The 25,812-nt window shown below is 32.3% G+C and carries 26 protein-coding genes and 1 pseudogene; 16 read left to right on the top strand and 11 right to left on the bottom strand.

Features of this window, described 5'->3' with window-relative positions; genetic code table 11:
• Window positions 1-65: 65 nt before the first annotated feature.
• Window positions 66-638, top strand: a complete 573-nt coding sequence (locus NLJ82_RS22050; RefSeq protein WP_000658053.1) for a helix-turn-helix domain-containing protein — start codon at window positions 66-68, stop codon at window positions 636-638.
• A 70-nt stretch (window positions 639-708) separates the two neighbouring features.
• Here the strand turns inward: NLJ82_RS22050 and NLJ82_RS22045 are convergent, their stop codons facing one another.
• Entirely contained in the window at window positions 709-894 is a 186-nt protein-coding gene (locus tag NLJ82_RS22045; RefSeq protein ID WP_000044337.1) for a PspC domain-containing protein, read from the bottom strand.
• Window positions 895-1,074: 180 nt separating this feature from the next.
• Here NLJ82_RS22045 and NLJ82_RS22040 point away from each other — a divergent pair, with 180 nt between their 5' ends.
• The 4 genes from NLJ82_RS22040 to NLJ82_RS22025 all read left to right on the top strand — a co-directional run bounded on the left by NLJ82_RS22040 (window position 1,075) and on the right by NLJ82_RS22025 (window position 5,019).
• The gene (locus tag NLJ82_RS22040) at window positions 1,075-2,316 is read left to right on the top strand and encodes an amidohydrolase family protein (protein WP_000128154.1); all 1,242 of its coding nucleotides are present in this window, start codon (window positions 1,075-1,077) and stop codon (window positions 2,314-2,316) included.
• Between the two features lie 97 nt (window positions 2,317-2,413).
• Window positions 2,414-3,709 carry a purine/pyrimidine permease gene (locus tag NLJ82_RS22035; protein ID WP_000792693.1) on the top strand — a complete coding sequence of 432 codons (1,296 nt, stop codon included), beginning with the start codon at window positions 2,414-2,416 and terminating at the stop codon, window positions 3,707-3,709.
• 165 nt (window positions 3,710-3,874) lie between these two features.
• Window positions 3,875-4,048: a helix-turn-helix domain-containing protein gene (locus NLJ82_RS22030; RefSeq protein WP_000659489.1), complete on the top strand. Its 174-nt coding sequence runs from the start codon at window positions 3,875-3,877 to the stop codon at window positions 4,046-4,048.
• Between the two features lie 482 nt (window positions 4,049-4,530).
• Complete coding sequence (locus tag NLJ82_RS22025) at window positions 4,531-5,019, top strand: hypothetical protein (protein WP_000227017.1); 489 nt, start codon at window positions 4,531-4,533, stop codon at window positions 5,017-5,019.
• 15 nt (window positions 5,020-5,034) lie between these two features.
• Here NLJ82_RS22025 and NLJ82_RS22020 read toward each other — a convergent pair whose 3' ends face one another.
• From NLJ82_RS22020 to NLJ82_RS22010, 4 genes are all read right to left on the bottom strand, one after another.
• Window positions 5,035-6,030 (bottom strand): RpnC/YadD family protein, encoded by a 996-nt coding sequence (locus NLJ82_RS22020; RefSeq protein ID WP_000208889.1) that lies wholly within the window; start codon window positions 6,028-6,030, stop codon window positions 5,035-5,037.
• A gap of 315 nt (window positions 6,031-6,345) precedes the next feature.
• Window positions 6,346-6,477: a hypothetical protein gene (locus tag NLJ82_RS28690; protein WP_254915609.1), complete on the bottom strand. Its 132-nt coding sequence runs from the start codon at window positions 6,475-6,477 to the stop codon at window positions 6,346-6,348.
• 2 nt (window positions 6,478-6,479) lie between these two features.
• Window positions 6,480-6,710 carry a glycine zipper family protein gene (locus tag NLJ82_RS22015; protein ID WP_000610000.1) on the bottom strand — a complete coding sequence of 77 codons (231 nt, stop codon included), beginning with the start codon at window positions 6,708-6,710 and terminating at the stop codon, window positions 6,480-6,482.
• Between the two features lie 54 nt (window positions 6,711-6,764).
• Window positions 6,765-7,889: a hypothetical protein gene (locus tag NLJ82_RS22010; protein WP_012644635.1), complete on the bottom strand. Its 1,125-nt coding sequence runs from the start codon at window positions 7,887-7,889 to the stop codon at window positions 6,765-6,767.
• 434 nt (window positions 7,890-8,323) lie between these two features.
• On the opposite strand from NLJ82_RS22010, the gene NLJ82_RS22005 reads away from it, so the two are divergent.
• The 3 genes from NLJ82_RS22005 (at window position 8,324) to NLJ82_RS28685 (ending at window position 10,053) form a co-directional block, all read left to right on the top strand.
• The gene (locus tag NLJ82_RS22005; protein ID WP_000058763.1) at window positions 8,324-8,509 is read left to right on the top strand and encodes a hypothetical protein; all 186 of its coding nucleotides are present in this window, start codon (window positions 8,324-8,326) and stop codon (window positions 8,507-8,509) included.
• Entirely contained in the window at window positions 8,502-9,842 is a 1,341-nt protein-coding gene (locus NLJ82_RS22000; RefSeq protein WP_001031198.1) for a hypothetical protein, read from the top strand. Before NLJ82_RS22005 ends, NLJ82_RS22000 begins: the two co-directional genes overlap by 8 nt.
• Window positions 9,843-9,924: 82 nt before the next feature.
• A complete protein-coding gene (locus NLJ82_RS28685) occupies window positions 9,925-10,053 on the top strand; it encodes a hypothetical protein (protein ID WP_254915608.1) in 129 nt (42 codons plus the stop codon).
• 41 nt (window positions 10,054-10,094) lie between these two features.
• On the opposite strand, the gene NLJ82_RS21995 is transcribed toward NLJ82_RS28685, so the two are convergent.
• A complete protein-coding gene (locus tag NLJ82_RS21995) occupies window positions 10,095-10,469 on the bottom strand; it encodes a hypothetical protein (RefSeq protein ID WP_000377848.1) in 375 nt (124 codons plus the stop codon).
• A 312-nt stretch (window positions 10,470-10,781) separates the two neighbouring features.
• Here NLJ82_RS21995 and NLJ82_RS21990 point away from each other — a divergent pair, with 312 nt between their 5' ends.
• Window positions 10,782-11,663: a helix-turn-helix domain-containing protein gene (locus NLJ82_RS21990; protein WP_000186197.1), complete on the top strand. Its 882-nt coding sequence runs from the start codon at window positions 10,782-10,784 to the stop codon at window positions 11,661-11,663.
• A 104-nt stretch (window positions 11,664-11,767) separates the two neighbouring features.
• Here the strand turns inward: NLJ82_RS21990 and recJ are convergent, their stop codons facing one another.
• Window positions 11,768-13,429, bottom strand: coding sequence for a single-stranded-DNA-specific exonuclease RecJ (recJ, locus tag NLJ82_RS21985; protein WP_000558658.1), 1,662 nt, complete (start codon window positions 13,427-13,429; stop codon window positions 11,768-11,770).
• Between the two features lie 137 nt (window positions 13,430-13,566).
• On the bottom strand, window positions 13,567-13,914 hold the full coding sequence (locus NLJ82_RS21980; RefSeq protein WP_000615667.1) for a helix-turn-helix domain-containing protein: 348 nt from the start codon (window positions 13,912-13,914) through the stop codon (window positions 13,567-13,569).
• 42 nt (window positions 13,915-13,956) lie between these two features.
• Between NLJ82_RS21980 and NLJ82_RS21975 the strand changes: the two genes are divergently transcribed.
• The 4 genes from NLJ82_RS21975 (at window position 13,957) to NLJ82_RS21960 (ending at window position 21,180) form a co-directional block, all read left to right on the top strand.
• Complete coding sequence (locus NLJ82_RS21975) at window positions 13,957-14,166, top strand: hypothetical protein (protein ID WP_001129132.1); 210 nt, start codon at window positions 13,957-13,959, stop codon at window positions 14,164-14,166.
• Window positions 14,141-15,661, top strand: a complete 1,521-nt coding sequence (locus tag NLJ82_RS21970) for a recombinase family protein (protein WP_000750831.1) — start codon at window positions 14,141-14,143, stop codon at window positions 15,659-15,661. Before NLJ82_RS21975 ends, NLJ82_RS21970 begins: the two co-directional genes overlap by 26 nt.
• Window positions 15,648-17,246, top strand: coding sequence for a recombinase family protein (locus NLJ82_RS21965; protein ID WP_000816327.1), 1,599 nt, complete (start codon window positions 15,648-15,650; stop codon window positions 17,244-17,246). Before NLJ82_RS21970 ends, NLJ82_RS21965 begins: the two co-directional genes overlap by 14 nt.
• Before the next feature lie 934 nt (window positions 17,247-18,180).
• Window positions 18,181-21,180: a TrlF family AAA-like ATPase gene (locus tag NLJ82_RS21960; protein WP_000121932.1), complete on the top strand. Its 3,000-nt coding sequence runs from the start codon at window positions 18,181-18,183 to the stop codon at window positions 21,178-21,180.
• Between the two features lie 44 nt (window positions 21,181-21,224).
• Here the strand turns inward: NLJ82_RS21960 and NLJ82_RS21955 are convergent, their stop codons facing one another.
• Entirely contained in the window at window positions 21,225-21,578 is a 354-nt protein-coding gene (locus NLJ82_RS21955; RefSeq protein WP_000620280.1) for a YopX family protein, read from the bottom strand.
• A gap of 504 nt (window positions 21,579-22,082) precedes the next feature.
• Here NLJ82_RS21955 and NLJ82_RS21950 point away from each other — a divergent pair.
• A complete protein-coding gene (locus NLJ82_RS21950; protein ID WP_012644631.1) occupies window positions 22,083-23,558 on the top strand; it encodes a recombinase family protein in 1,476 nt (491 codons plus the stop codon).
• 76 nt (window positions 23,559-23,634) lie between these two features.
• Here the strand turns inward: NLJ82_RS21950 and NLJ82_RS21945 are convergent, their stop codons facing one another.
• Window positions 23,635-24,030: a DUF1413 domain-containing protein gene (locus NLJ82_RS21945; RefSeq protein ID WP_163170609.1), complete on the bottom strand. Its 396-nt coding sequence runs from the start codon at window positions 24,028-24,030 to the stop codon at window positions 23,635-23,637.
• Window positions 24,031-24,035: 5 nt separating this feature from the next.
• On the bottom strand, window positions 24,036-24,734 hold the full coding sequence (locus NLJ82_RS21940) for a hypothetical protein (protein WP_000823539.1): 699 nt from the start codon (window positions 24,732-24,734) through the stop codon (window positions 24,036-24,038).
• Between the two features lie 440 nt (window positions 24,735-25,174).
• On the opposite strand from NLJ82_RS21940, the pseudogene gerE reads away from it, so the two are divergent.
• Both gerE and NLJ82_RS21930 read left to right on the top strand, forming a co-directional pair.
• Window positions 25,175-25,264 (top strand): annotated as a pseudogene (gerE, locus tag NLJ82_RS21935) (spore germination transcription factor GerE); the annotation flags it as partial.
• A gap of 158 nt (window positions 25,265-25,422) precedes the next feature.
• Entirely contained in the window at window positions 25,423-25,710 is a 288-nt protein-coding gene (locus tag NLJ82_RS21930; protein WP_000780754.1) for a hypothetical protein, read from the top strand.
• Window positions 25,711-25,812 lie beyond the last annotated feature (102 nt).

Here is a 25,812-nt window from a genome sequence, read left to right as displayed (position 1 = left end):
GTATAGTATAATATACTTTATCTAGATAAAAGTAAACTATTTTATATTTTAAGGTGGTTTTATAGATGAAAGAACATGAAGATATGCAAACGAAAGAAGTCATTCAGCAAGTAGGTCAGTTATTAAGGCAAATTCGAAATGAACAAAAATTAAGTTTAGAAGAATTAGCTCAAAAAACAGGGGTTAGTAAATTAACATTAGGAAAGATTGAAAGAGGCGAAACGAATCCGACGTTAGCTGTCATTTGGAAAATAACGAAAGGGTTATCGATTCCTTTATCGAGATTGATGGTCGTTGGAGAACCTGTAGCGGTTGCGCGCTGCGGAGAAGGATTTGCAGTAGACGTAGGACAAGCATGGCATTTAGAAACAATGTTCCGTTATACGAAAGAAACGGGTATGGAAATGCATCGTGCTTGTTTAAGGTCGAATAGTATATATGAACCAGAATCTCATCATGAAGGTGCTATTGAGCTTGTAACGGTAATGAAAGGGAAAGTATCGATTCAAGTAGAAAGCGATGTATACGAATTAAATGAGTTTGACTCGATTCAATTTGAAGCGAATAAGAAACATAGTTATAAGAATGAAGAAGATGAAGTGGCGGTATTACATTTAACGATGAAATATTCTTCATGAAAAAATTCCCTATAGAAAAATCTATAGGGGATTTTGTATACACTATGCTCAAATATACGAAAGAATGTTATTAGTAAGAGCGTGGCATAAGTAATAAACAAATAAAATAAACTAAAAACCCCGTCCCAAAACATAAAACTGCAATGACCCAAAGTATGCGAATGAGAGTAGAGCTAATATCAAAATATTCTCCTAAACCACCGCATATACCAAATAGCATTTTATCAGTTTCGGATTTACATAATCTTTTTGACATCTTCCAATACACTCCTTTTTATAGCAAACTCTATACTTTTATTCTATATGGAAATCTATGAGGAGACTATGAGGTTGTATTACATTTTTTTAGGGGACAGTCATATTAATTGTCTTAATTTTCAGTTGATATTAAAATTATAGTAAGACGTAACTTTTAATAAAGGGTGGGGAAATAGAGATGACAGCATATTGGTTGACTAATGTAACGCTTGAATCGGGGTATACATATGAAGAGGGAAGAATTTCAAAAACAGAAACAGAGTTATGTAGTTTACTTATTGAAGAGGGACGAATTAAAAACATCATAGCAGGGACTGTTCAAGAGGAAGGTTTACTCATTCTTGATGCCAATCGCTTATTAATTTTACCGGCTTTTGAAGAGATGCATATTCATATTGATAAAACCTATTATAGTGGCCCGTGGAAAGCTTGTATGCCAGCAGAAAGTATCTTTACACGTTTTAAAGAAGAAGAAAAGATTTTGCCAAAGCAACTAGCAACTGCTCAAGATAGAGCGGAAAATATGCTAGCGTTATTGCTTCGAAACGGTGCGACGAATATAAGAACGCATTGTAATGTTGATCCGATTATTGGACTTGGTAATTTGGAGGCGACGTTAGCGGCGTTGGAAACATATAAAGATCAGGTTTCTAGTAGAATCGTTGCGTTTCCGCAACATGGATTATTGCGCAGTAATTCTGTGCAACTCGTGAAAGATGCGATGCGTATGGGTGCGCAACTAGTTGGTGGAGTGGATCCAGCTACAGTGGATAATGATATTGAAAAATCATTACATACCATTATGGATATCGCGGTAGAATTTAATGCGGACGTTGATATTCATCTGCATGATGCGAACAATCTTGGAACGTTTACGATGAAAAGATTGGCAAGTTTAACAGAGGAAGCGGGATGGCAAGGGCGCGTAACAGTTAGTCATGCGCTTGGACTTGGTGGTGTTACGGATAAAGAAGCTGAAGAAGTGGCAGAAAGACTAGCTGCTTTAAACATTGATATTACTTCAACGGTTCCAATTGGGAAACAAGTAATTCCAATTCCGTTATTAGATAAAAAAGGTGTGAAAGTTTCATTAGGAAACGATAGTATTACAGATCATTGGTCACCGTTTGGAACGGGTGATATGCTGCAAAAGGCAAATCGATTAGCGGAACGTTTCGGATGGAGTGATGAAAGGTCTTTAGGAAAGGCACTTCGCTTTATTACGGGAGGAAAAGAAACGTTAAACGATGATGGGAAGCGAGTTTGGCCGAATGTAGGAGATGAAGCGAGTTTTGTTTTGACGAATGCAACATGTGTCGCTGAAGCGGTAGCGCGTCAAACAGAGAAGCGTTTAGTCGTGCATAAAGGAAATATTGTTGTTGGAAGTTTAAATGAGGTGGAATTAAATAATCTTGTGTAAAGGAATCGTTTAAATGTTTTGGAAGGGTTCTAATTGTGTGTGTAGAACCCTTCTTTTTTATGCTTACAATATATTTTTTATAAGGAAGCTAGAAGGGATGAAAAATTTGGACAATCAACATAACCAAAATCATATTATGGGAACTTTGCAATGGTTTATATTTTTATTAGCGAATTCAATCGCATTACCAATTGTCGTTGGCGGATTATTTCATCTTACGACGGAGGAAATATTTTATTTAATGCAGCGTACATTTTTTGTAGTTGGTATATCTTCTTTTTTACAAGGGTGGCTTGGACATAGACTACCAATTGCAGATGGACCAGCTGGATCTTGGGTTGGAGTATTTACTGTACTTGCTTACGCAACGGCCGGACAAGATCAATTACACAGTACATTGCAAATTTTAGAATTAGGAATGATTATTTCTGGTGTTATTTTAATAGGACTAGGAGTAACTGGTTTCATCGGACGTATTTTATTTTTATTTACGCCACTTGTGACAGGGACGTTTTTACTTTTATTATGTTTACAATTAAGCGGTGTATTTTTAAAGGGAATGCTAGGAATTACTGCTACTGCTTCGCAAATCGATGGATTTACAGCGATAATCGCGTTTAGTATATTTTTGTTCGTTGTTATACTATCTAATTTTGGAAAAGGTTTTGTCAAAAGTTATGCGGTTTTAATAGGATTAATTAGTGGGTGGATTCTTTTTCTCATTGCAGGAAAAGTGACGATTCCATCTCAAGTAACTCATTTTGTGCAACTTCCGCAAATATTTGCTTGGGGACTTCCAAAATGGAATACAGGTATGGCAGTATCAAGTTTCGTTATGGTATGTATTTTAGTTTCAAATACAGTGGCAGCTATTATAGCCATTAATCAAGCTACCATTCAAAAAGCGACTATTGAACAGAAACAGTTAAAGGATGGCACGTGGGTTGGAGGGATTTCACACATCATTTCTTCCATATTTTCAACTGTAGGTGTCGTGCCGTTACCGGCAACGGCAGGATTTATACGTTTAACGAAACAAAAATATATACGTTCGTTCTTATTAGCATGTATGTTACTAGTCGTAATGTCGCTGTTTCCAAGTATTATTCGTTATTTAGCATCTTTACCACCCGCTGTCGCATCTGCGGTTTTAATGGCTTCTTTCGTACAGTTAATTGGAATTGGGTTAAATAATATAAAACAAGTGGAGCTTAATGAAAGGAATGTAACAATTTTAGGCGTTGCAGTATTATTTGGTAGCGGCGTTATGTTTTTACCGTCTGGGGCGCTCCAGTCCTTGCCGTCTGTCATACAATATATATTTGGAAATGGTTTGTTCGTAGGTACAGTTGTCAGCATATTACTAGAACAAATATGGCGTACCGAAAAGTAAGTGGATACAAAGAGTGAACGCACTGTATAAAAGTCTAAAATAACATGTGAAATAAAGCCCATTTTCATTCACCACCCGCACATTTCGTTCATACAATATCTTGACTAAATAAACACCCAACTTACACATACACAGCTCTGGCTTAAGCAAGGAGGGTTATACCAGTTGAAGGAAAAAGCGTATCAATCTAAACCTTTACTCACAAAGAGAGAGAGAGAAGTATTTGAATTACTGGTTCAAGATAAAACAACGAAGGAAATTGCAGGTGAACTTTTTATCAGTGAAAAGACAGTTCGCAACCACATCTCAAATGTCATGTGTAGGGATTGCAAAAGATAAAGTGTACAGTATATTAAGGTCAGTCCTTATATTTTTTTATATGGAAAAATTAATGTATGATTTGTTTTTAGGAGTTAAATGCTATTTTTTAAGAGTATTTTTCCGAATTTTGTTTATTTTAAAGAGCGATTAAGTTCAAGTGTATACCGTATTCTGGATATTATTGATTGGGATGTCGTTGTTATTCTTTCTGATTAAGAAAGATTCGGGGAGGGGAATTTGAAAAATTGCATGGTAAAAAAGAATATTGAAAACAAATCCTTTATGAATAATAAGCTTTTATGCCAGCATATTATTTATAAAAAGGAGAATGATAATTTTGATAAAGTAGATGTTTTTATGGTGAATTAAGAACTTTACACTTTCAAAAAATTAATATTTAGAATTATTTTAGGAGTTAATAAAAAAATTCAAGGTTTATAAATGAAAAAAAATGAAATGAATATATATTAAGACGATTAATTGATAAAGGGAGGGGTATAATGGTGTGTATAAAGACTTGTGAGGAACTATTTAAAGAAAAGCGAGAGTATATTCTTAGTCAATTGAAAAATAAAATATCATTGTCTGTGGAAGTTGAACAGATGTTTAATCTTTTAAAGCGTGTTCCATCACCTCAATCAAATACTTATCCTCTTACTGATGAAAGTCAGGAATCCTTGCTAATTTGTGACCATGAATCTAAAGTAAAGCGGGAACTAATTAATTTATTAGCAATACAAACAGACTATGAGTTCCGTAACATTTCTAAAATTCCAGAGAAAATTAAAGATAATAAGTTAGAAATAACAAGGGGTTTATATACAGTGGTTAAAGATCTAATGGAGATTAGGGATCATATTAATCAGCCTGACATGAGTGAGGTATTAGAGACAATAAAACAAGAACAGGATGCAATCAATCGAGTATTTAATAAATATACCTTGTTAATTGAAGAATGGATAAAAAATCAGGAAAAAAGGAGTTCATGAATAACATGACTCCTTTTATTTTTCTAAAACTCTTTTTGTAGATTCGAAACTTTCAGTTTTAACCATAGTTTTGTATACATCGTCTAATTTTTTTAAATCATCAATATTATCTAATAAGGGAGAAATTGAGTCTAATCCTTTTTTTCCAAACAATGAGATCACTTCTTCACGAATTCTTTTCTGCTCATGTTCAATAACTTTCTCATTAGCAATTAAGTCTAAAAGAGCCACAATATCTTCCTCCTTTTCTTTATTCTTTTGTAAATTACTTAACCAGGTTTTTAATTCATTCGACTGATCTTTGGTTAAGTGACGTTCTAAATAATCACCAATAAACTTTAGCACTACCTTTATTTCTGCATTATCTAATTCTTTTTTTATCTTTGCAAGTCCAGTGTAGGCCTTACGAGCAATTTCTATACACTCTGTGCCTTTATTATGCTTCATAAGCCCCCAAAATGCAATTAATACTGGATTGGGTTCATCTTCTTTATAATACTTGCTATCGTTCCACTGAATTGTTTCTAAATGAATTTTTTCATAATCGAAAACTTTTTTTGCTGTTTGTAACCCCCAATATTTCTGGAAATCCGATTTTCTTTCTACACTTTTTGCTTTTGAGGTGGGATATTCCCAAAAACAGATGCCGAAAGAAATGACTTCTCTCTCTTTGTATATAGCAGAGAGTCGATCGTTATAGTGTAGAACTCTTTTATCAAAGTCGCCTTGTCCTACTGTAGATTGGAATTCAAAGTGTAAAACTAGTGATTGTCCATTTAGAGTATTCACTAAGAATGCTTTGTCAAGAAATTGATCTATTGCTTCATTGTTAAAAATCGTTGCTGCGTCTTCTGGGTTTTCACTAACTGTTAACCATTCGCCTGAAATGTCTAGGTCTTTGTAGAAATTAGGATAAAATAATTGAATGAATTTTTTTGCTGATTGATGGAATAGCCTCTTAAAATTCCTGTCATGTCTATTCCACTCTTCTTTTTTAGTTTTTGTAGTCAAAATGATAATCCCCCTAATGTATTAATTAAATAATAATATAAAATATCCTTTTTAAAAATATTTTGTTTAATTATTTTCTTAAATTGTGCGGAGGGATTTTTTAGTTTTATTGTATAGATTACCTTGCTTATTGTGTTTATTGGTCAAGGTTGTTAGTTAGAAAAAACTATAGTGGAATTCGTTGTTTTTTCTTTTCTATAAAAATATGAGTTTTGGGTAATAGAAGAGAAGTAAGTGTGTATTAAGGATCTTTGCTTTACAATGGGAAGATAAAAACTCCTGTTTAATTTAGGAATTTTTATCTAATATTCATTATTATTTTGTATCTTGTTTTTCGAAATATTCTTTAATATCCTTCATCGCATCTATAAGATCCTTGCCTTTGAGAATAGAGATAAACATATCAAATCCTTTCGATGATCCCTCAGAAAATCTGCTCCAGTCCATATCTAATTCCCCTCTCTTTTGATTGAATTTGTATTTTTGTTTTGTTTAAACTTTTTGGATAGTTCATTCCCAAGCATTGTCCCTGCTACAGTTCCAGTGACTGTACCAAAGCCAAAGCCGACTGCAGCGCCGATCGGCCCTCCTATCACTAAACCTACTCCTGTAAATATAGAAGAACTAGCCGCACCAACGACTGCGCCTCCAGCAGTTGAAGAAATCATTTGGTTAATCATAAAATATCCTCCTAAGTTAAGTGTTTTAATTCTGTTAAAAGATCATTAATACTTTTAAAAAGAATGTAGTACAATTTGTTTTTTTTGTTTGTTTTGGTTTCTTTTTGTATTTTGGTCATGTCTGCGTTGTTTCCCATAGCATGTTTCGGATTCTTCACATTGATTTGAAGTAGGGTGACAATAGATTCTTGCACCATTTTTTAAAGCTCTTTTTTGATTTTTTTTAGGGGATACGAGGGCCCCGCACCAAGAACATCTTGGGAATCTACCATATTCTTCAAATTGTTCTACGGCATATTGAACTAAGTGAAGATAGAGTTCTCCGCGAAAATGTCTCGAACGATCAAATGTTGGCATATAAACGCCTGTGTGAGGATCACGAATAGGACGACCTTTGCTGATGTAAACCTCTTTAAGTTCATTTAATAATTGGTTAGTTTTATTTCCAGCCAAGTCAGCGAAATAAATATAGTTGTTTTTATTGTTATCCCAAAATGAGGTCACATGTGGATTTTTTGTATATTGATCCATTTTATCGAAAAGTTCCCAGTCAAATGCAGGCATATTAAAATTAATTGAAAAATTATATTTATCAGGATGATTTTCTATATCTTTAATGATATCTAATGCCTCTGAAATATCGTTTTCTTTTATATCTAGATTTATATTCGGATTTTTTATCCACTCTTCATTCCCCTTGTTTGTGATTACATTTGCTGCTGTTTCATATAAGTTTTGATGATAGTCAAATATATCCTGAGCATCTAAAGGACTAACGTTCTTATAAACAGATGCAATCTTCTTATTTAATTCATGTGAGTTTTCCATAGCTATAATAATGTTGTATACATCTGTTTGTAATTTATAGAATAGCTCTCGATGTTTCTTTAGGAAATTAATATCCCGTATCTTATGGTTTTTTGTAGTTTCTTTATTTTCCATAAACCAGTACGTTACCTGAGTATTATTTAATGTTATATCCATATTATGGTAAATTAAATAATTTCCTTTTGAATTAACATGTAAATGTATTTTTGTAAGAAGCTCAATTTGCTTTGCTTGATAAAGCATTTCGACCCAATCATCTATAGAAATATCGCCTTGGTTATCTTGAAATCGGACATTTAGAAATAAAGGGAATAATCTGAAATCCCCATCTGCTAATTTAAACCAGTTCAACCTAACCATCCCTTTCATAGCCAATTTTATTTTATAAAAGTAATATATCATCTTTTTTTGTGTATTAAACCGTTGTGTTGGAATCATTTTTTTCTTGATAAATTAGGGTTTTTAGAGAGGGGTTAAATTCAAACTGTTTTTATTCAGACTATAAAATACTAATACTCATGCAAAAAGCTTGAATTAGAACGATAAATAAGATGTGCTTATTATTCAGGAAAGATAGTGGAATGAGGTGATATTTTATGTTCAAAAAAGTAGTTCTACTTAAACTAGGTAATGAATTATATAAGATAATAAAATTTGAGGAATTATTTCTTCGAGTTTTAGAGGAGCAGTTTATAAAGAAGCAACCAGTAAATCTGATTTAAACAGGAGTATTATTTCTGTTAAAATAGTAATTAGCAAACTAGTTAACGAGGGGAGTAAATGTAATGAGTTTAAGTGCATTTATATGGTCTGTATTAGCAGGTATTTTAGCAACTGTATTCGTAGGAGCTACATATGTAATAAAAAAGAAAAAAAAGAATGCAGGCATCGTGCAAAAAGGAAAGAAAAACATAGGGGTTAATAAATCTAAAAATGTTAACATCTCAATTAAAGGTGATAAGAGTGAATAAAGAAAATGAAGTGCAAGTTGACGGGCGAAACAATTTGGCGATAAATCGATCTAAAAACGTAAGTGTTGTTGTACATCAAAATACAGCAATAGATGAGCTTTCAAAATTATTATCCACTGGTGATCTTCAGGGAGCAGCCACGATGTTTAGTGAATTGCAGAGATTTATGAGTAGCAAACATCCATTTGCACCACATTATATGTACGAACCGATTCAAATAGGATCAAAAGTAGTTTTTGAACATCAGCCCACAAGTGAGTATGCGGCTAAAGAGTTCCCTTTAATGTATAAAGGGACATTTAAAATTGTAGATAAAAACATCCCTAAACTTGGAAATGTTAACGAGGTTTTAAAGTATGCTTATTTAAATCGACAACAAATCGAAATTGATATGCTTTCTTTAGAAGCGTGGATTAAACAAATAAAAGTCCCTTCAATTACCGAACAATTAGATGGGGATAATATACAATGGTTTATAAAACCTATAGATGAACCTGAAACGGTTTTGTTAAAGCTTTCTTTGAAAAATGAGAATATAGAGCTAGGTATAGCAGATTATCTTGAAATGACTCTAGGAGATTTTAATGAGATAGAGAAAACCTTTGTGATAAATAATAATCGACAGGTGAATAGTCCTCTTGTGGTTGAAATTATATTACAATTTGATAATTTGCAGGGCACTTCCGAAGAGGGAGTTGTAGTCAACGGGAAAGTTAATATAGTGGTAAGAGATGAATTTCAACATAAAGTGGATGCTCAATTAGCCCTTTTGAATTTCATCGAAGGGACGAAGTTGGGTAAAGATGTTGTATTTACAGACTTACAAAAAAATAGAGTATTTTTGGTTGGGAAAAATTATACAGCGGATGAAGAACAATCAGAAAACATTCAACAGAGTCTTTCCTTATTTAAACGTTTAAAAAAGTTAGAAGAATTTTTTAATGTTGCATTTGATGTTCCAGAAGAGTTTGATATTAGTGATTTTGAAGCAATTGAAGTGTTAGAAGCTGTAATGAATCAAACGTTAACAATTTCAAAGTTTGAGTTTTTGAATACAGAAGTTACAGAGAAGGAACAATTATCATCTATATTAGATATCTTTAACAAAGAACCAAAGGGAGTTAAATTGACTGCTGTATATAAAGGTATTGATATATATCTTTTTGGTACTCATATCCATCTGTCTAAGTTAGAAAGGAGTTATAATAACTTAGTAGTTGCAGATATTGATAAATTAAAAAGGAAATACGAGCTAATGGATGAAGGAGATACAATTAAAGTTCGATATAATCCTGGTACAAGTGATGAGATTGAAGATAAATATTATGCCTAATATTTAAAGCTTTTTTCCCCCTCAAAAGAAATAGGGTTGTCCTTAAAATCAATTCGCATATATTTGAGTGAGGTGATGTTGTGTGGTTCAAAAAACATCTCCACTTAAAATTGGAAAAGAAACTTTTGGGGGACTAAAAGTAGAAGAGGCGTTCTTGAAAGCTTTGCAAGAATTCTTTAAAACACAGCAAGAAGAAAAATCTTCTAATTAAAAATTAGGAGATTTTTCTTTTCCTTAAATTGTGATTTAACGTTATTTTTGAATTAATTTATAAACCCAAACAAATTGATCCCCGATATAAAAATCCCAATCTTGCCATTCGAAAGGCGAGGGAGAAGTTTCTTGATAATACAAGTGATAAAAGAAACTTAGCCATCTAAAAGACCAATGATTAATTTTTAAAGAGTGATATAGATTGCGTGAGATTGGAAAAGCGTGATTGTTTTTAATAAATCCCTTTGTTTCTGAGAAGTATAAATCGAATTGGGTATCTTCTGGGATAGTATTTAAATCTTCTTTGTAATAAATAAATCCATTCCGTTTTTGATTTTCTAAAAATGTAATAATTGGTTTTGAATCATTTACTCCTAATTTTTGAATGCATTCTGTAAGTGAAAGAGAATCCACTGTTTTTCCCTCCTTTTAAATAAACAAGAGCATCTACACATATAGATTCCCTGTTTTTAAAGATTTTATTCATAATTATAAAATTTATTTATGTATATGAAAAAACGGGATTGAAATAGGTTCGGTAAACAGGAATGTAAAATGAAAAATATTAGGAGTTCCGTGAAATGAATTATAAAACATATTTATGTTAATACGACTTTGTTCCTAAGTGAGTGAAGTCGTATTTTAAATTTTTCTTATCACATTTGTATAGTTATATCTTTCTTATTACGTTCATAAAGTAACTAAAGAAATAATACGAGGTGAAATATGACAAATTGGATTAATGTTCAAGAAGCAATGAAGATTTTGGAGGAACATTATATACAAGTTAGTTATAAGACATTTACAGATTGGCTCCGTAAATTAGAAATTCCAGCAGTTCCGTCAGAGAATCGTAAGGAGGGATGGGTAATTAGAAAAGAGGATATTTTAGCGTTTATTGATAAAAAGCGACCAGGTTTGCGGCAAATACTGGAGGGATATCAAGGTTTAGTGGAAGATATGGAACAGGTGAAACTACAAGTAAAAGTACTAATGGAAAGTGAACAGAATATTGGTGTGCATGTAGGAGTGTGGGATGAAGAGAAAAGTTGTAATCCTCTACCAGTAAAAAGGCAGGTTTATAACGATGAAATGAAGTTTTTATATGATCTTTTAGAGATGGTGTTAGATGAATTGCAGGAAGTAAAAAAGCAAAATGAATGGATAAATCAAGCGTATGAACAAATGATAGGCGACTATAATTTTTTATATGAGGAATTACAAACACAACGTGCAAATGCTGAAGCACCAGTGTTAGGTGAGGAGGAAGAAGAAAGAGAAGAAGTTGCTAAGATAAGCGAAAAAGAATTTCATGATTTATTAGAGGAACAATGGAAAAAGAAATTTCCTAATGCAATGATTTCCTTAGAAGATGAAGAAATAAAAAGGTTTTATATAATATTTCATAAGAAATTATACCAACAGGGGGAAAATCAAGAATCAGTAATCATAAGAAAAGGCGACTTTTATATTTGTCCTGTTAGTCAGAAAGAATATAAACACATTAATCGCATTTATAATCCTGTGATTCGTAAGATGTTGGACAATATAATACAAGAAGAAAACGGAAAAAAGAATGCAATGATTTCGGTTGGAAATGTGTTATAAGAAGATAGGGGTTTTAGTAAACTAATGATATTCAGCGAGTATAAAGTAAGAGAAATAAAGAAGGTACAATGTTAGGTGATAAACACATTGTACCTTTTTAGTTTTTATTGAACCAATCGAATGTCATTGATAAGAAAATCTAGTTTTTCGTAAGAATGAGGTGTATATAAAACATCCATTCGATTATATCGATTCCAGTTTTGAAATAAGTGACCGTGCGAATAGGCGTGGGCCCGCTTTTTTGAAAAAAAGAGTTCAACATGTTCTTTATTTTTCCCAAAGCAGGAGTGCCCACATGCAAATATGTTTTGGCTTCGAAAAATAGGTTTTGGATGACCATTTCCGAAGGGTTCTAGTGCCATCAAGTCATCAAATAAATGATTTGGAAAGTTATAGATTGGAAACTCACTTATAAAATACGAAATAGGTTTAGGGTCGGTTTGTTGCTTAACCGCTTCTTGCATTTGCTCTCGAAACAGTTGAACATTCTGTTCTGTAGGATCAATAGATAATCCAGCTGCTGCCTCGTGTCCGCCGTATTTCTTCAATAGTTCACCACCAGATTGTATAGCCTGAATGATGGAGAACTTACTTCCGTTTCCGCTTCTAGCGGAGCCCACTCCATCTTGGGTAAGTACAATTGTGGGCTTTTTATAATGGCTAGAAATTTTAGAAGCTAATATACCTGTAATGCCTTTATGAAAATCTCCTTGTACAACGAGTAAGGAATCTCGTTCTAGTGATTGTTGTTGAATGATTTTAGATGCGATTCGAAATTGTTCGTTTGTTAATTGCTTGCGTTTGTTATTTAAATTTATAAGAAGCTGAATATCGTCTGTTGTTGGTTCTACTTTTTGGAGAAGTGCTCCTCCGAGATTAGGATCAGATATACGACCGCAGGAATTTAGCATAGGTCCAATAAAAAAGCCAATGGTAGTGCTGTCAACATAATTGAGTTGTAGTTGTTCCCGAAATAATTTCAAAAGTGGATTTGGACAATTTCGCATTTTATAGAGACCGTACCAGCAGATAATTCGATTTTCTCCAGTCAGTGGCATAACATCAGCAATGGTTCCTATGGTTGCATATTCAATGTAATTCCATGTTTCTTTCACCCAATCTTGTTTTAATGTGATAAAAAGAGCTTGTATCAATTTTAATGCAACTCCAGCACCGCATAGATGTTGATAGGGGTAAGTATTGTCTTTTCGCTTTGGATTCACGAATGCTAAACAATTAGGATGTTCTCCTAATACTTCATGATGATCTGTGACAATTACATCAATTCCTTTTTCTTTTGCTCGTTTTATTGCTGGGTGTGCACTTGAGCCATTATCAACGGTGATTAATAGTGAAACATTTTCAGGAAGAGAATCCACGGCATATGGTGATAATCCATACCCTTCTTCTCGTAAAGGTAGTCGTGCCATTACATGTGCACCGATCTTTTCTAGTGCTTGTTTTAAAATCGTTGAAGAAGTAATTCCGTCGCAATCGTAGTCACCAAAAATATAAATGCTTTCTTTTTGCTGAATAGCCTTTAAAATACGATCGACTGCTCGCTTCATATCATTGAGTAGAAAAGGATTGTGGAATTGTGAAGGATCAGGATATAAGAACGACCATAATTGTTCTTCGGTTTGAATACCATGAACAAACAAATGATAACCGAGTAAAGGATGGATGTTTACATGTTTTGCTAGGTACAGCATGTTCGCGCAGTGCGGATGATTTTCAAATGGAATATCAAGTTGTTTCCAATGCATAAAGAACCTCCTTGGATAGGCACAAAAAAGAGAACCTTTTTATCAACAGGTTCTCTTCTTCTATGTAATTTTATTCATTTTTATAAAAAATGTTCATTAATATGAATAAAATTGAGTTTTTTTGACAATATTAACCATCAAGGGATTTGCTTCTGTTTGAACAACTCTAAACCTTCTTCGATATGAGAGATAAAATAATTGGCTAACTTTGGATCAGTATCATGCAGTGATTTTAGCAACTGACACATACGATCCAAGCGGAAATGTAATTCATGATAGGGAGAAGAAGTTTGATTCAGTGAAGGAAATAAATCAAGTTCTTCATTTAGTTTTACAAGTAATTGTAAGGAGATAGTATCTGTTTTTGCTGTTTCTAGATTGCTTAAGTAACCTGCCGAAATATTAAGCTTTTCAGCAAAATCGTTTAAAGTAATATTTTTTTGTTTTCGTAAATTTCGAATGGTTTGTCCGAGGTTTTGTATCATATGATATTCCTCCTTATTTATTAGATAAAGGGTGTGTAAAAGATGGCAAAGCGTAAGGAAGTAAGACATGTCACATTGGGTTCGATTCAATATGTTCATGACCCTAAGGCAGCAGAAAAATGGTTTGCTTTATATATAGAATGTTTACATGAAAAGTTGATGCAAGATTCTTCTAAAGTAGAAGGACAAGTGCATATTGTAAGTAGAAAGGATGGTGATGCTGAAAATGAAAAAGACAATAGCTTATTATAGAAGTTCGACTGATCTTCAAGAAAATTCGATTGAGATGCAACAAATAAAAGCTTTTGAGTATAGCATGAAAAAACGTATAACAATTGATGAAGAATATGTAGATAAAGATGTTTCTGCTCGAAAAAAAACATTGATGCAACGACCTGGTATGAATAAGTTAATGAAAGAAATCGAAGCTGGAGTTGTGGGTAGTATTATTGTTTATAAAAGAGATAGATTGGCGCGTAAGTTACAAGAGCATATGCAGTTATATCGTCTATTTCAAGAGTATGATATTGATGTTTATTTTTCATCAGATAGTGAGGTGCAAATAAATTATTCGCCCATTGGTGAATACATTGAAGCGATTCTCGGTTCTATATGTGAAAACGAAGGTTCACTGATTGCGCAGCGCATTCAAGAAACAAAGATTGCAAAGTTTTTGAGCGGAAAGTATGCAGGGAATTTACCCTATGGATATGAAAAAGGTGAACCGAATGCCGATGGACAAGTGAATATTTTACAAGTATCACATGAAATTGAAGTAGTGAAAGAAATATATAACGCATTACTAAATAAAGAATGTAAAAGTATACAAGAATTGTGTAACGGTTTAAATGAAAAATATAAAATAGAAGAGACTAAAGATTGGGATCAATCTAAAGTTGTTAACATCGTAAAAAACCCTATTTATCACGGTTTGCGAGTGATGAACTTTGGAAGTAAAGAATATAAAAAAGCATACAAAAACATTAAAGTAGTTGAAAAAATAGATTGGGATATAGCGAATGAACAATTAGATAAAATGATTGTGAAGCGAGAGACTGGTAAGGAAATAATTCAATTTTTACTAGAAAATATCCTTCATTGTCATGAATGTCAAAAGCCACTTATTGCAAAAAAACGTATGAGAAATTATCAGGATTACTACATATATGAGTGCAAAGAACATGACGTTTGTGTCGAAGCTAGGTATATAGAAGAAGAAATATTGAAACATGCAAAAGCTTTTTTTCATCGTCTATTGGATGAAAATTTTAATGAATTATATGAAAGAAGTACATATCAAAATGTACGAAAGATTCAAAAAATTATCGCAAACCAGGATATGGTTATTAAGAGTGTGACGAAAAAAGTTGGTAAATTAATAGATCAGTGGTTGAATTGTCAAAAGGTGCAACGAAAACATGAGGAAAATGAGTGTGCGAAATGCCAAAGTAATCAACATATAGGAGAGATAAAAGAAGCAAATGAAATTTTAAAGATTGAAAAAAGAAAGTTACAACATTTGCGGATGCGATTATATGAAATTAAAAATTTTAAAGAGAAAGCAAAAGAATGGTTAACTCATTTAGAGTGTCCAAAAGATATTTTGTTTCTTGAGAAAGAGGAACGAAAGCGTTTTTATCGTGACATGATCCATTGCATTCAGGTGGATTCATGGGAATACCATATTGTGTTTAAGCATCCTTTTATGCTGATACAGGAGGTGCATCAAAATAGTGAAACAGTATAATGAAATGCGCTTAGAAGACATTTTACAACCAGGGAAACGAGTTGCTTTTTATGCACGTTATTCTACGAAAGATCAAGGGTATGAAATGCAAAAGCATTCTGTAGAAGTTTTTTTACAAAAATATGGGTGTGAAATTAAAAACGAGTATGTGGATGCAGGAGTTTCTGCTACAAAGGTTCCATTTGAAGAGAGACCTTATTTACAAAAATTAATTGGTGATGCAGCAGATAAAAAGTTTGACTGTATTATTGTGTATAAAAATGATCGTATTGCAAGACACATTGAAGAGCATGATAAATTTCGAAAACAAATGTTTGAAATGAATATGCATGTAGTAGTGAGTAGTTCTCATGAACTATATACCGTTGGAGAAATCGTGCCGCAAACGGTGAAGGATGGATTGACTAGAATTGAAGCTGCTTTAATTCAAGAGCGTACAAAAGATACATTTCATAGTAAAGCTAAGAGAGGCGCATGGCTAGGTGGTAAAGCGTCATACGGATATGAGTATCAGGTAACAGTGGAGAATAACGGCGGAATAAAGAGTCGGGTAGAACAATTTGATGATGTAGAGCAGGAACAACAAGTTGTAAAGGAAATATACCGATTATTTGAATTAGGATTTGGGTTTCAGCAAATTGCAGATGAGATAAGAAATAAAAAATGGGATGAAAGAATTAAATGGACAAAAGAACGGATACGGTATATTATTACAAATCCATTTTACTCTGGTATGATAACAATGAATCGTTATCATAAGGGAGTGTTAAATAATAAAAGTGAATGGATTAAAGGGAAAGTACCTAATATGAATCCTATATTTTCTCAAGAGTATTGGGAATATATAATAGGGCTATTTGAGGAACGTAAAGAAAGAAAAATTCACTCGAAAGATTATAGCACGCCTTTTTTATTAAGAAACATTTTGTATTGTGAGCATTGTAAAGAATCGATGACAACAAAAAATCAAGAACCAGGTGGAACGAAATCCAAAAATAAAAAAGTAGAGAAAATAAGACGTATATATGATTGCAAGAACTGTAACTTTAAGTTGCAAGCAGAGATGGTCCATGAACAATTTCGAAAGAAGTACCTTCCATATGTATTAGAACAAGTAACACAGGGGAAAAAAGATCAAGTTGAACTTTCTATAGAAAGAAGATTAAAGAAAGAACTAAGTGATTTGAGAAGCGCGAACCGAAAGTTGGAAACTGAAGCTATAGAATTAAATCAACAAATTGAGGAATTGAATCGAGAAATAAAATTGCATTATGAACAAGAAATAATTCAAGAAGAAGTATTAGAATTTATGAAGATATTAATGACCCATCGTTCGAATAAGATGCATGAACTGAATGTGATAAAGGATAATCGAGATGAATTGAAGAAGAGAATGAATCGTATTGAACAGACTATAAAAGAAAAAAATTATCTTCCTTCGCACAATCTACTCAGTGAATTTGCACAAGAAAATGTGAACCCGCAAAAATTAAGAGCATTTTTACTTCAATTTTTTAAATGTGTATATATTACAAGTGACGGTGAATTGTTAATGATCGTAAATAATTCTTTAATTGAATCATAAAAACTCTTTCTAAAAATGAGAAAGAGTTTTTTTTTTGAGATTTTCTCTGTGTAAAAATAAGAAAAATATATTTTGTGTGTAGTAGCGAAAGGGCCACTGTTCATGCCTATTCCAAATAGGGCGGTGGAGAAAAATTTCATGGTGGGATTTTAAAATTTTTTTCTTATTTTTAAGGGGTAAAATATTCTAGGTAAAAGAAATGTCGAATAGGTTGTCGAATATAGAGGGAATGACAAAGGAAAACGGATTTTAGTTTTAAATACCAGCGGTTATTCCAAAAATCCCCTGTGGAATCTACACAATTAGCATTTTTGTACTATGAAAATACTAAATTAGGACAAGCGGTATTTCGGTTTTGAGAGAAGTTACTGTAAAATCGGTAATTCATCTATTCGGTTTAAAGTTATGTAACCCATGCCAATCATAACTCAAAACCGAATGATTAGAGAAAAAGAGTGCTTATCCTATGGTATTACTGGATTCTTGTCCTTCGCTTGTAAATAAAAGAAACTTATGTAAGTGATCTTTCGGTTTTGGGAACTGGTCAAGCATAACAAGCTATTTGTGTTTCGGCTTTGGGTGTATAGATATTAAGATATAGTTTCAAAGTTTGATAGGGGTATTTGAAGTATGCACGTTTTATATATGGTGATAAAAAGAAAAAATGGAATATTCTTATTTGGATTTATTTTAATATAGATGTTACATGATTTTGATGACATGAAAGTACTCTTCTTACGAGAATGTTAGGTTGTTTGCTATTTTAACTTTCTTACATCACATTTGTTATATTAAAAGACAGACATTTTATTATGGGGAATTTTGTAACAGGATTTTAAATGATAACATATTCTTAAATTTTCTAAATTAATTCCTGTGAATAAACAAATTTAGTATAATTTACATTGGGAATATAAAGGAGGAGAAGTTAAATATGTCTTATCAAAGAGGTTCGGTTTGGAGAAAGTGGGATTTACATGTACATACTCCAGCTTCTGTAGTTCACAATTATAGTTGTGGAGAAGCAGAGGATGTTTGGGAGAAATTTATAAGTGAATTGGAAGGCTTACCTGAAGATATAAAGGTCTTAGGTATAAATGATTACATATTTATTGAGGGTTATCGTAAAGTGTTGGAGTATAAACAGTCAGGTAGATTGGTAAATATTGATCTTATTTTGCCAGTGATTGAGCTAAGGCTCAATAAATTTGGGGGGACAAAAAGTAAACTTAGCAGGGTAAACTACCATGTTATTTTTTCTAATGAAATATCACCTGATGTAATTCAAAATCAATTTTTGCACGCTCTGACATCGAACTATAAGTTGGATCCTTCTTGTGGCGAAAGCTATTGGCAGGGAGTTATTACAAGAGATAGTTTAGAAGAGCTGGGAAGGAAAATAAAAGCAACTGTGCCGCAAGAACAACTGAATCACTATGGAAGTGATTTTATTGAAGGGTTTAATAATTTAAATTTAGAATTATCACATGTCAAGGAAGTATTATCGAGAAATTATTTTAAAGGGAAGTATTTAACAGCCGTAGGGAAAACTGAATGGGCTGATATTAAATGGAATGATCATTCTATAGCGGACAAAAAAACAATTATTAATACAAGTGATTTCGTTTTTATTGCTAGCCCTGATATTCGACATTTTGAAAATGCAAAGAGCAGCCTTATCAAAGAGAAGGTAAACTCAAGGCTTCTTGATTGTAGTGATGCACATTATTTTTCAGATTCTGTTGAAAAAGATCGTCTTGGTAACTGTTTAACATGGCTAAAATGTGATCCAACTTTTGAGGGATTGAAGCAAATTAGAAATGAATTTGAAGATCGTGTGTTTATAGGTGATATTCCAGCTAAGTTGGATAAGGTTCAGAAAAATCCAACTAAATATATTAAAAGCATATCGGTGAGAAAAACAGAAGAATCCGCACATGATGGTTGGTTTAATTCTACTATTCCACTTAACCATGATTTAATTGCTGTGATTGGAAACAAAGGAAACGGAAAAAGTGCTTTGGCTGATATTATGGGCCTGTTAGGAAATACAAAAAACCATAAAGAATTCTCATTTCTTGTAAAAAATAAGTTTCGAAGTGGAAGTTTAGCAAATGGCTTTTTAGGAGAAATAGAATGGGAAAGTGGTAATAAAGAAACCAAGTTTTTAAGTGAAGACCCTCAGGCGCATGAAACGGAGAAGGTAAAATACTTACCCCAGCAATTTATTGAAAAGATTTGTAATTTAGATAATGATAAATTTGAAAGTGAGCTAAAGCAAGTAATATTTTCTCATGTTATTGAGACAGAGCGGCTGCAACAGCAATCATTAGATGAATTAATTGAATTGAGAACTGGTCGTTTTAAAGATAATATAAGTTTGTTAAAAGAAGAGCTTAAACACATTAACAAAGCAATTTTTGATCTTGAAAAGCTTTTTACTAGTGATTACAAAAAGAAATTTCAAGAGAAAATTGAGTATAAAAAGAAGGAAATCGCTGTTCAACAGGGGCTTAAACCTGTTGAAGTAGTAGAAGTAGAGACTGATCCTCAAATTCAAAAAAAATTGGAAGAACTACATGGAGAATTGGAGAATGTTTACAAAAATATAGACGATAGTGAAGGGTTTAAAGGGAAGGTTAATAGAGATTTATCTTCAATTGAAAGAGTGGAAGGGCATATCGAGAACTTTAAGAAGCAATATCAGCTATTTATAGCAAATTGTGAAAAAGAGTTAGGTGGTATAGGTCTTAATATTAAAGAAATGATGGTTGTTCAAACAAACCTTGAAGCTCTTGAAAAATTGAAGAGAGAACTTATCGAACAAAAACGACAATTAGATGTTAAGTTACAACAACAATCTGATCATAGCTTATTTAAAACGAAAGAGACTATTGAAGGTGAAATCCGTAAGTTACAAGTTCAATTAGATGAGCCGCAAAGGAAGTATCAGCTTTATCAAAAAGAGTTATTAGAGTGGCAGGTGAAGAGCAATGATTTACAAAAAGAATTAAAGGGGCTGGAGGAGAGAAGGGACTCCATAAACGGAAAAGTAGCTGTAGAACTTAAACAATTTAAAGCTGAAAGGGTGGAAAAAGTACAGGAAATACATGGAAATATTATTAAAATTAAAAGTATCTACGAGGAGTTATATAAACCAGTTCAGGAGTTTATTTCCAAACACGAGTTGGCAGATTCGAATTTCCAACTAAAATTTGAAGTGTCTCTACAGTTGAAAAATTTTGTGGATAAGTGTCTGAGTTACATTAATCAAGGAGTAAAAGGGGCTTTTCAGGGGAAAGAAGAAGGAAGAAACATTTTACAAGAAATAGTTGAAACTCATGACTTTAATAATACTGAGTCTACACTGGATTTCATAACGACAGTGATATCAAAATTATGCAATAAAGATGAAAATGAACCTGAGACTTACAATGTTGCACTACAATTAACTAAGCATGCGACAATGGAAGAATTTTATGATTATTTATTCTCACTTTCCTATCTAAACCCTGTGTACATGCTGAAGCTGGGCGAAAAGGAATTAAACACTTTATCTCCAGGAGAAAAGGGGACATTGCTTTTAATATTTTATTTACTAGTAGACAATGATGATATTCCTTTGATTATTGATCAACCAGAAGAGAATTTAGACAATCAAACTGTTTATAAATTGTTAGTACCAAGCATAAAAGAGGCGAAAAATCGGAGACAAATTATTATAGTAACTCATAATCCAAACCTTGCAGTAGTTTGTGATGCAGAGCAGATTATTCATGCAAGTATAGATAAGGTAAAAAACAACAATATTAGTTATGAAGTTGGTTCAATAGAGAGCCCTATAATTAATAAAAAGCTTATTGACATACTTGAAGGAACTACTCCAGCTTTTAAGAACAGGGAATCGAAATATTATATGAAAGACGTACATTAATACGAAAAGGGCGGCGCAGTATGCCGTCCTCTTCATGTTTTTTATTATTTTGTGAGTAAACTACTACCTTCAACGACATAACCACTCTTGATGAGATCGTTTAAGTGATATGGTTTATTGTGGGAGGTACTAGTACATATATATCCATTGCAATTAAAATCATAGTCAACAATATATTTCTCCTCTTTTTTCGTTAATATGTCTTTTTCATAAATTTCGTTATTATGTTTATCTGCCCAGCCAGTGAATTGTAATAAAAGAACCTCATCAAAATCAAAATAGTTTTTTAAATGTCCCCGAAATAAAACTCCAATTTGTCCTCTCTCAAAGGATATTTCTGTAACCTCATACATCTTATTTTCAAGAGAATCGTAGGCTCTGAATTTCAATCTTATCATGTAACACACCCCTAGTTTTTAAGTTGATGAAGAATCAGATGACCTTAAATTTCATTTATATTAGTGTGGATTTAATGAGTTTTATTGTGCTTAGTTGTTTATAATTTATTTTTATTAGTTAACGTATATGCATGGTTTTACAAGTCGATATTGGTGGTTTATATATTGGCGGGAAATTCGGATTTATGAAAAGTGTTTGGGATTGAGGGTTTGTAAGGGAGAGATACAAGACATGTAAAGTTTTTCTAAGTTTATTAATGGACACTTATAGTAGAAGTTGTTTAAAAGGGCCTATGCTAGTTCCTTATTTATTTGTATTCATAATTCATTTTTATAAATTAATTTTATCAAAATGAATTTTATGTGTTGTTAAAGATATACTAATATTGAAACAGGTTATATTTTCTTTTAGTAATGAAAAAACACTAAGGTGTCATATCTTTTATAAGAAGACAAAAGTATGTAGTGTGAAATTCGGTAGTCTGGTGCTTCGAAGATGGGAAGGTGAAAAGATTGGGGTCTTATGCAATTTATGTTCGTGTATCAACAGACCGAGATGAACAGGTTTCATCTGTCGAAAACCAAATTGACATCTGCCGAAACTGGTTAGAACGAAATGGATTTATATGGGATGAAAAACGTGTGTTCAAAGATGAGGGAATTAGTGGGACTTTATTTGTAAATCGTCCTGCTATTCAATTGTTACTGCAAAAAGCAAAAGCAAAAGAAATTGATATGGTTGTTTTTAAATCTATTTCTCGTTTAGCAAGGGATTTGAAGGATTCGCTTGAAATTCGTGAAGTGCTTTTGGCTCATAATGTTCGAATTATCTCTGTGGAAGAAGGTTACGATTCAGTAAAAGCTGGGAAAAATGATATGGCGTTTGAGCTATGGTCTTTATTTTCAGCTCAATACAGCAGAACTCTTTCTTCAAGTATTACCGCAGCTTTGGCAGTAAAAGTACGTCGTGGAGAGCATATTGGGAAAGTTCCTTTTGGATATAATCGTGAAAATCAGAAATTAGTAATTCATGATGAAGAAGCAGAAATTGTTCAAAAGATATATAGTTGGTATACCGATGGTTGGGGATATAAAAAGATTACAAATGAATTAAACCGATTAGGTGTAAAGTCGAAAACTAAAAAGAATTGGCAAATGACTTCTGTCCAGCGAATTCTTCGAAATCCAATCTATAAAGGCACTTTTATTTTAAATCAATATACTTCCGTGAAAGTTAGTGGTAAGAAAAAACAAATTCGAAATCCGAAAGAAAAATGGTTTGTTTTTCCTAATCATCACCCAGCAATTATAGATGAAGAGGTATGGAATCAAGTGAATCCCAAAGATACTAATACAAATAAAACAAAGATTACGGCTTGGAATGAATTTCGTAATTTAGCAAAATGTGCAGTTTGTAGTTCAAATATGGTGATTGTACAATCATATTCGAAAAAGAAGAACGGAGAACGAACAGAATGGAAATATTTAAAGTGTTCACAGTACAGAAGAGCTGGGAAGCATGGTTGTGTAAATCATGTACCCATTCAATATCGTGATTTTCGTCAGTTCATTATTGATTTGTTAGTAAAAAAAGGGGAGTCTGTCACTTTAAAACTTCAAGGTAATATCGAAGAGGGGCAAGAGAAAAAAATAAAAAAGTTACAACAGCTTATGAACGTGAACGAACAAAAGAAAAAAGCACTACTAGATCTGTATTTAGAAGGACTCATTAATAAAGAAGAATTTGAAAAAAAACGGAACGATCTTGAAGCAGAAATAACGAAAGCGAATCATGAATTGTTTATTCTGCAGCAGAATGATATAGTACAAACAGATATTAAAACGATAAAAGAAGCTTTTGAGCAGCTACGACAGAGAGAGCATGATTTATATCATGTATTTCAAACGCTTATTCAAAAAATCGTGATTCATCAAGATGGTATGGTGGATATTACATATACTTTTGAAAGTCCATTATAAGAAGGGGATGTATATATCCCTTCTTATTTTTTATGGATCAAATAAAAGTAATTAATTTAGTATGAGGAAATTTTATTTAATCTGCTTCCATATATTTTTCAATCAATTCATTTATATAGTAGGAATCCTTTGATTTAATAAATTTATACTTACCTTTTTTGGTTACCTTATAAATATCCATTTCCATTTCTTCTTCTTCGATTTCTTCAATAATAACATTTAAAAGGTGTAGCCTTTCATGCTTAGACATGTAATTCCAGTGCTTTCCTAAAAGTTCTTTAAGAGTAAATACTTGACCTTCATTATATTGGTTTAATCGATTATTTATGAATACTAAATAATTATTTTCTAAATTTCCCCCTAATAATTTCTCCCTAATATACGAACTTAATGTTAAATTTAAATCTGAAGAAATTTCCATTAAATCTTCCTTTTCTTCTACGGAAAAACGTACAACAATTCTTGAATCCACTTTCATTATCCTCCAATTCGTTTTAATCCATTATACATTTTTTTATGTCCTTTTTTTAAGGTTAAGTTATAGTCAACTTGAAGGATTGTATGCATTTTCCAATGCACTTTGTTTATATATTGATTATTACTAAATCCGTATTTACTACACAATCTGCGGTAAATGTATGTTATGAGGTATAGCAAAATACTATCGACATATCTTATATCTTCTTTTTTAGGGTGATATTTATATGAAACTTGATTATCATGAATTATTGCACTCGAATCGATATATATATCACTACACCTAATAGGCATATGGCTGAGCTTATTATATTTACAGGCTTCATTGTTTCGTTTAAGAAACTTCATTCGATCATTTTTTTCCTTGGAATCAATGAAACCTCTTAAGTAATCACGAGAATTTTCCAATGCTTTTTCCTCGGACTCCTTATTTAAATGATTTGTATATCCTTCTACCTCTATTAAATTAATTATATTTGTACATATTTCAAGTATCGGTCGACTATATTTCATAATCATATATCTTTTTTTGGATTTTGGAAGCATGTTTTGTTTAACCTCAATGGAAAGCCTTTCTATTCTCTCCAATATATATTTTTCTTCATTACTCATGCTAATAGGCGTTAGTTTGCTTATCATCGTGCTTCTTAAATTTTTTAATCTTTTACATGTTTTTTTATACACCTTTTTTCTCTTCATAATGATCTCTCCTTTAATATGTATGACAATTTATTAATTTTGTGTTAACAACAATAACACAAGTATGGAAATAAGACAACTTATTTTAATTCCTTCAAAAATACTTTAGGTTATACGCCATAATCTAATTAATTTTTTACTGGTAACTAACTTTTAATTCTTAAGAATTTTTTATTACAATAAAGTATAGGACGTGGGAAAGAATATAAGATTAGATATAGGAAATAAGGGAGATATCAAGGAAACACACTCGGGAAAATATAGGGGATAAAAATGAAGAAGGGACTAGCAATTGATGGATAAAGAGTATCTCGTTTTTATTTTGGATAATAGTTGTTTCCAGGTCTGAACATGAGATTCAGTGATGATCAAAAAGAGAGATTTTTTTATTTAGCAACTGTTAAAAACGTGTATTTTTCGTAATTAATTTGCAAACACTACGCATTTCAAACGCAATGCAAAAGCTAGGGGTTAAAGGACGTTCACAAGCAGTTGTTGAGCTTCTTCGTATGGGAGAGCTCGAGTTATAAAAAGAAAGCCGACTTTTATAAGAGAGTCGGCTATTTTTCTGTTTATATTTTGAACTTAAAAAAGGTATCTCAGACTGTGAGGGAGAAGATGTGTTAAAAATAACCATTTTAACATATGATGAGGTGTCCTTGTCATTCATGGATAAGAAGGTGCAAATATGAAGTTGTATTTTAAGGATATGGAGATAGGTGAAATTAAAGATGTTTTTGGAGACATGCCATGGATGTATGGAACAATTCGTTTATTCGAGAATAGTAAGCCTTTCCAAAAATATTTTCGTGAGATGGTAGACGAAGATAGTATATTTGATTTTGAAAGCATAGACCCTGAATTTTTATATGAAGAAAATTGGTCTATTTTTGATGAGGATGCTCAGCGGTATTTAGGGATTGATATACCTGCTATTCATATGGAGGATACAACAATTGCGTGGCGTTGGAGATAAAAGCTATACAGTTGTGAACATCTTCGTATGAAAGAATTCAAACGATAACAATAAGCTCACTTTTTACAAAAGGTCAGCTTATTGTTATCGTTTTTTCGCTTG

Origin of the sequence: Bacillus paranthracis (genome assembly GCF_024296885.1) — a bacterium.
Lineage (GTDB): Bacteria > Bacillota > Bacilli > Bacillales > Bacillaceae_G > Bacillus_A > Bacillus_A paranthracis.
Note: the sequence above shows the minus strand (reverse complement) of the source record. Positions and strands in the feature narration are given on the sequence as shown.

Excerpts from the sequence above, each read along its gene's own strand:
- NLJ82_RS22050 (WP_000658053.1), top strand. The coding sequence starts at position 66 with ATGAAAGAACATGAAGATATGCAAACGAAAGAAGTCATTCAGCAAGTA.
- NLJ82_RS22045 (WP_000044337.1), bottom strand. The coding sequence starts at position 894 with ATGTCAAAAAGATTATGTAAATCCGAAACTGATAAAATGCTATTTGGT.
- NLJ82_RS22040 (WP_000128154.1), top strand. The coding sequence starts at position 1,075 with ATGACAGCATATTGGTTGACTAATGTAACGCTTGAATCGGGGTATACA.
- NLJ82_RS22035 (WP_000792693.1), top strand. The coding sequence starts at position 2,414 with ATGAAAAATTTGGACAATCAACATAACCAAAATCATATTATGGGAACT.
- NLJ82_RS22025 (WP_000227017.1), top strand. The coding sequence starts at position 4,531 with ATGGTGTGTATAAAGACTTGTGAGGAACTATTTAAAGAAAAGCGAGAG.
- NLJ82_RS28690 (WP_254915609.1), bottom strand. The coding sequence starts at position 6,477 with ATGGACTGGAGCAGATTTTCTGAGGGATCATCGAAAGGATTTGATATG.
- NLJ82_RS22015 (WP_000610000.1), bottom strand. The coding sequence starts at position 6,710 with ATGATTAACCAAATGATTTCTTCAACTGCTGGAGGCGCAGTCGTTGGT.
- NLJ82_RS22005 (WP_000058763.1), top strand. The coding sequence starts at position 8,324 with ATGAGTTTAAGTGCATTTATATGGTCTGTATTAGCAGGTATTTTAGCA.
- NLJ82_RS21990 (WP_000186197.1), top strand. The coding sequence starts at position 10,782 with ATGACAAATTGGATTAATGTTCAAGAAGCAATGAAGATTTTGGAGGAA.
- recJ (WP_000558658.1), bottom strand. The coding sequence starts at position 13,429 with ATGCATTGGAAACAACTTGATATTCCATTTGAAAATCATCCGCACTGC.
- NLJ82_RS21980 (WP_000615667.1), bottom strand. The coding sequence starts at position 13,914 with ATGATACAAAACCTCGGACAAACCATTCGAAATTTACGAAAACAAAAA.
- NLJ82_RS21975 (WP_001129132.1), top strand. The coding sequence starts at position 13,957 with ATGGCAAAGCGTAAGGAAGTAAGACATGTCACATTGGGTTCGATTCAA.
- NLJ82_RS21970 (WP_000750831.1), top strand. The coding sequence starts at position 14,141 with ATGAAAAAGACAATAGCTTATTATAGAAGTTCGACTGATCTTCAAGAA.
- NLJ82_RS21960 (WP_000121932.1), top strand. The coding sequence starts at position 18,181 with ATGTCTTATCAAAGAGGTTCGGTTTGGAGAAAGTGGGATTTACATGTA.
- NLJ82_RS21955 (WP_000620280.1), bottom strand. The coding sequence starts at position 21,578 with ATGATAAGATTGAAATTCAGAGCCTACGATTCTCTTGAAAATAAGATG.
- NLJ82_RS21940 (WP_000823539.1), bottom strand. The coding sequence starts at position 24,734 with ATGAAGAGAAAAAAGGTGTATAAAAAAACATGTAAAAGATTAAAAAAT.
- NLJ82_RS21930 (WP_000780754.1), top strand. The coding sequence starts at position 25,423 with ATGAAGTTGTATTTTAAGGATATGGAGATAGGTGAAATTAAAGATGTT.